The sequence below is a fragment of the uncultured Agrococcus sp. genome (assembly GCF_945915485.1).
Lineage (GTDB): Bacteria > Actinomycetota > Actinomycetes > Actinomycetales > Microbacteriaceae > Agrococcus.
This window is the reverse complement of sequence record NZ_CAMEFJ010000131.1, coordinates 1-4,436: the sequence shown is the minus strand read 5'-3', so window position 1 is coordinate 4,436 and position 4,436 is coordinate 1. Positions and strand designations below refer to the sequence as shown.

General features: G+C 62.4%; 4 protein-coding genes. All 4 read left to right on the top strand.

The features are described from left to right. Positions 1-164: 164 nt before the first annotated feature. Positions 165-803 (top strand): DNA-directed RNA polymerase subunit beta, encoded by a 639-nt coding sequence (locus tag Q0O95_RS13250; RefSeq protein WP_293699571.1) that lies wholly within the window; start codon positions 165-167, stop codon positions 801-803. Between the two features lie 334 nt (positions 804-1,137). Next, entirely contained in the window at positions 1,138-2,235 is a 1,098-nt protein-coding gene (locus Q0O95_RS13245; protein ID WP_293699569.1) for a phosphate ABC transporter substrate-binding protein PstS, read from the top strand. Positions 2,236-2,322: 87 nt separating this feature from the next. After that, a complete protein-coding gene (pstC, locus tag Q0O95_RS13240) occupies positions 2,323-3,261 on the top strand; it encodes a phosphate ABC transporter permease subunit PstC (RefSeq protein WP_293699567.1) in 939 nt (312 codons plus the stop codon). 68 nt (positions 3,262-3,329) lie between these two features. Then, positions 3,330-4,358, top strand: coding sequence for a phosphate ABC transporter permease PstA (gene pstA, locus Q0O95_RS13235; RefSeq protein ID WP_293699574.1), 1,029 nt, complete (start codon positions 3,330-3,332; stop codon positions 4,356-4,358). Positions 4,359-4,436 lie beyond the last annotated feature (78 nt).

Below are 4,436 nucleotides of genomic sequence, written 5' to 3'. Positions count from 1 at the left end.
ACATCGGGCACGCGCGCATATCGGGCACGCGCGCAGTGTCTCGATGCACTCGGCAACGCGCTGGTCGATGCACTCGGCAACACGCTGGGACCGCATTACAGCCCGTCGGTTCGCACGAGAGCCGGCCAACCGCTAGCCTCGAAGTCGGTCTTGAGAGGGGATGCATGTCCGAACACCGCAGGCCAGTGCAGTTCGATTCGGCTTGGTTCGAGCAGTTCGAGGGGGATGTCGACCCCGCTCTGCGCACACAGCTCGCTCACGACACCGCGACGGCACTGCTGACACGCGTCCGAGACGGAGCCGGTAGCGACGAATCCCGGCGCGTGCTGCAACGCATCCAGCTGCTTGCGCGGGAAGACGGCATCGACTCGGTTGCGGAACTGTGGTCGCAGGCACCCGAGCATTCCCTTCCGGGGGCACTGTGGCGCATCCATCTCGTGTCGACCATGATCGCTCAGCGCACGGACGAATCTGCAGCGCTCTTCACAGCGGGCGTCAATCGCCTTGAAACAGTCGATGCGGCTGTTGCAGGAGTTGAGACCCCCACGGGGCCGGAGCAGATGGTCGAACTCAGCGACAAGATCTTGCACGGAGTCTTCGCGGGGGACTTCGCGCTTGCGCTCGAACGGTCAGCATCGTTCTGCAGAGTGGTGGCCTCCGGGGCGCTCGAGACAGCCGATGAACAGGATACGCTCGACGACGAACGCGCGACCGATCTGACGCGCAAAGCCAGAACGCTCATCGAAATCGCTCAGGACTTTGAACGCTGTGCCCAGCTCTGGCGCATCGAAGACCTGCACTGAAGACTCCACAGGACAACACGCCCCGCGATGCATAACCGCGATATCCGCGGTAGAATTATGAGTGCCTGGTCGCGAACCCCGGGCTCCAATTATCGCCGCTTCGAGCGGCCACTCGCCGAGAGGCGTTCCGCGGCCAGGCTTTTTTCTTGCCCTGATTCTCCATCTCCAGTCACATCGGCCAGCACGATCTGATTTCCCGTCGTTCACCTGTCGTTCACCGAAACGGGGAAAACTGTCCATCCGGCATGCCTATCGTTGCCCGTGGCACGCGAGTGAGTCCCGTGCCTGTCAGTAATGGGGGCATCCCGTTAACAGATCTTCCGAAGGGAAAACCGTGAAGTTCACGAAGCTTGGCCGCGTAGCAGCAATCGCAGCCGCCGGAGCACTCTTGCTGAGCTCCTGCGCAGCGAACGAGGGCGGTGGAGACAACACCGACGACAACGGTGGCGACGAGACCACCTCGCTATCCGGAACGCTGAACGGCGTCGGCGCGTCGTCGATCGGCGCAGCCTCGGAGGCCTGGGTCGCAGGCTTCCAGACCGCGAACGACGGGGTCACCGTCAATTACGATGCGCAGGGTTCCGGAGCGGGTCGTGAAGCGTTCGTTGGCGGAGGTGCCGATTTCGCTGGCTCGGACGCTGTCCTGGACGCGGGCGAAGAATCAGCCCTCTGCTCGGCAGACGGTTACCCGATCAACCTGCCGATCTACATCTCCCCGATCGCCATCGTCTTCAACCTCGACGGCATCGACGAGCTCAACATGGATGCTGCGACGATAACGCAGATCTTCAAGGGCGAGATCACCAACTGGAACGACGAGGCCATCGCTTCGCAGAATGAGGGCGTCGATCTTCCCGATCAGGCCATCTCCCCGGTCTACCGCTCGGACGACTCCGGTACGTCGGAAAACCTGGCAGATTACCTGCACGAAGTCGCACCCGACGACTGGACTGAGGAGCCCTCGGGCACCTGGCCCTGGGACGGCGGCGAAGGCGCACAGCAGACGTCAGGTGTCGTTGACGCCGTCAGCAACAACATCGGGACGTTCGGCTACATGGACGCGTCCCGTGCGGACGGCCTCGGAACCGTCGCTCTGCAGGTCGGCGACGAATACGTGCCTTACTCCGCCGAGGCCGCTGCCGCAGTGGTCGATGCCTCCCCGATCGAGGAAGGCCGGCCCGATGGCGACCTCGCGGTGCAGATCGACCGCACCACGACCGAATCCGGCGTCTACCCGGCCGTGCTCGTTGCCTACGCAATCGCATGCTCCTCCTACGAAGACGCCGCGAAGGGCGAGCTCGTGCAAGAGTACCTGACCTACATCACCTCCGAGGACGGTCAGCAGGTTGCAGAGGATGCAGCTGGTTCGGCACCGCTCTCGCCGACGTTGCGCGATCAGATCACCGAGTCGATCTCGCAGATGGCTGGCTAGTCTCGGCAAACATGCCACGATGGTCGGAGCGCATTCTCCGCGCTCCGACCATCGCCTTGACCACCTGCCACTTCACTCAAGGAAGCTATGACAAGCGAAACAGCATCCAAGCCGAAGCTCAGGGCACAGCGACGGCCAGCGGATCTCGTCTTCCAGGCGGTTTCCACGATCGCGGGCTTCAGCATCCTCATCACGCTGGGGCTTGTCGCCTTCTTCCTGATCATCCAGTCGATTCCCGCCATGGTCGGGGAACTTCCGGGGCCCGCTGACAACTTCCTCGACTACGTCATTCCGCTCGCGTTCGGAACAGTCTGGGCGGCGTTCCTGGCCATGCTCATGGCGGTGCCGGTCTCGGTGTCCATCGCTCTGTTCATCACGCACTTTGCACCGCGGAAGTTGGCATCGGCGATCGGCTTCGTGATCGATCTGCTGGCTGCGGTCCCCTCGGTCGTCTACGGACTCTGGGGGATGGCGGTCGTGTCGGGGTTCATGCGCCCCGCTTACGAGTGGCTCGCCGCGAACGCCAGCTGGATCCCGCTGTTCAACGGCACCGCATCCGGTACCGGGCGTACAGTCTTCACCGCGGCGATCGTCCTCGCTGTCATGGTGCTGCCCATCATCACGGCTCTCTGCCGCGAGGTGTTCCTGCAGACACCGACCCTTCACGAGGAAGCAGCTCTCGCACTGGGTGCCACTCGCTGGGAAATGATCAGGATGGCGGTCCTGCCCTTCGGCGCATCAGGAATCGTCTCCTCTTCAATCCTCGGCCTCGGCCGAGCCCTTGGCGAGACGATGGCCGTGGCGATGGTGCTCTCACCATCCGTCGTCATCTCTTTCGTCATCATTTCGTCCAGCAACCCGGCAACGATCGCATCGAATATCGCACTGAACTTCCCTGAGGCGCACGGTATCTCCGTCAACGCGCTCATCGGATCCGGGCTCGTCCTGTTCGTCATCACGGTGCTGGTGAACACATTGGCGCGCGTCTTGATCAACCGCAACCCGCGCACGGGAGGTGCGAAGTGACCGCTGTTGCTCCGGCGAAGAAGATCGTTTCGCGCAACACTCTAACGGCCGGCCAGCTCCCGAAGTGGATGCCCTGGGCGATCCTCGTCGGCTCCTTCGTCGTGACAAGCGTGCTGTTCGGGCTTCTCGCGCTCGTCTCGAGCTCCCAATTCAACTTCACTGGGGCGGCGATTACGGGCTATCTGCTCTTCCTGATCGCGCTGCCCGTCATTTCGAACATCGTCGAGGGTGGGCGTAAAGCCGCCGACAGACTGGTTACCGGCCTCGTCTCCGGCGCGTTCATGCTCGCGTTCATTCCGCTGGTGTCGGTGCTCTGGACCGTCGTAGAGGGCGGCTGGCGTCGATTCGACGTCGAGTTCTTCACGTATTCGATGCGCAACATCGTCGGTGAGGGAGGCGGCGCGTTGCACGCGCTGATCGGAACCCTGCTCATCACCGCCGGGGCTGCGGTCATCTCCGTTCCCGTTGGTATCTTCACGGCCATCTATCTCGTCGAATACGGCAGTGGCCCGGTCTCACGCGTCGTATCGAAGGGCATCACCACGCTCGTCGACATCATGACGGGCATCCCCTCGATCGTCGCAGGGCTCTTCGCCTTTGCGCTCATGTCGTTCATCTTCGACGACCCGGGGTACCGATCGGGGATCGGCGGCTCGATTGCGCTGAGCCTCCTCATGATCCCCACTGTCGTGCGCTCGACCGAGGAGATGCTGAAGTTGGTGCCGAACGAGCTGCGCGAGGCTTCGTACGCGCTTGGAGTACCGAAGTGGCTCACGATCGTCAAGGTCGTGTTGCCGACGGCACTCGCCGGTATCGCAACGGGTGTGACGCTCGCGGTAGCACGAGTCATCGGTGAGACAGCACCTCTGCTGCTCATCGCAGGTTTCACGACGTCCATGAATTACAACCTCTTCTCCGAGCGAATGATGACGTTGCCGGTGTTCGCGTACAACCAGTACGTTGCTCCCGGTGTCGATACGGCCGCGTACTTCGACAGGTCGTGGACCGCCGCTCTCACCCTCATCCTGATCGTCATGATTCTCAATCTGGGCGCCCGTCTCGTCGCGAAACTGTTCGCGCCCAAGACCGGCCGCTAGCAAAGGAAACTCCAACGTGTCTAAGCGAATCGAAGCCAAGGACCTCAACGTCTACTACGGCGACTTCCTCGCCGTCGA

Excerpts from the sequence above, each read along its gene's own strand:
- Q0O95_RS13250 (WP_293699571.1), top strand. The coding sequence starts at position 165 with ATGTCCGAACACCGCAGGCCAGTGCAGTTCGATTCGGCTTGGTTCGAG.
- pstC (WP_293699567.1), top strand. The coding sequence starts at position 2,323 with ATGACAAGCGAAACAGCATCCAAGCCGAAGCTCAGGGCACAGCGACGG.
- pstA (WP_293699574.1), top strand. The coding sequence starts at position 3,330 with ATGCCCTGGGCGATCCTCGTCGGCTCCTTCGTCGTGACAAGCGTGCTG.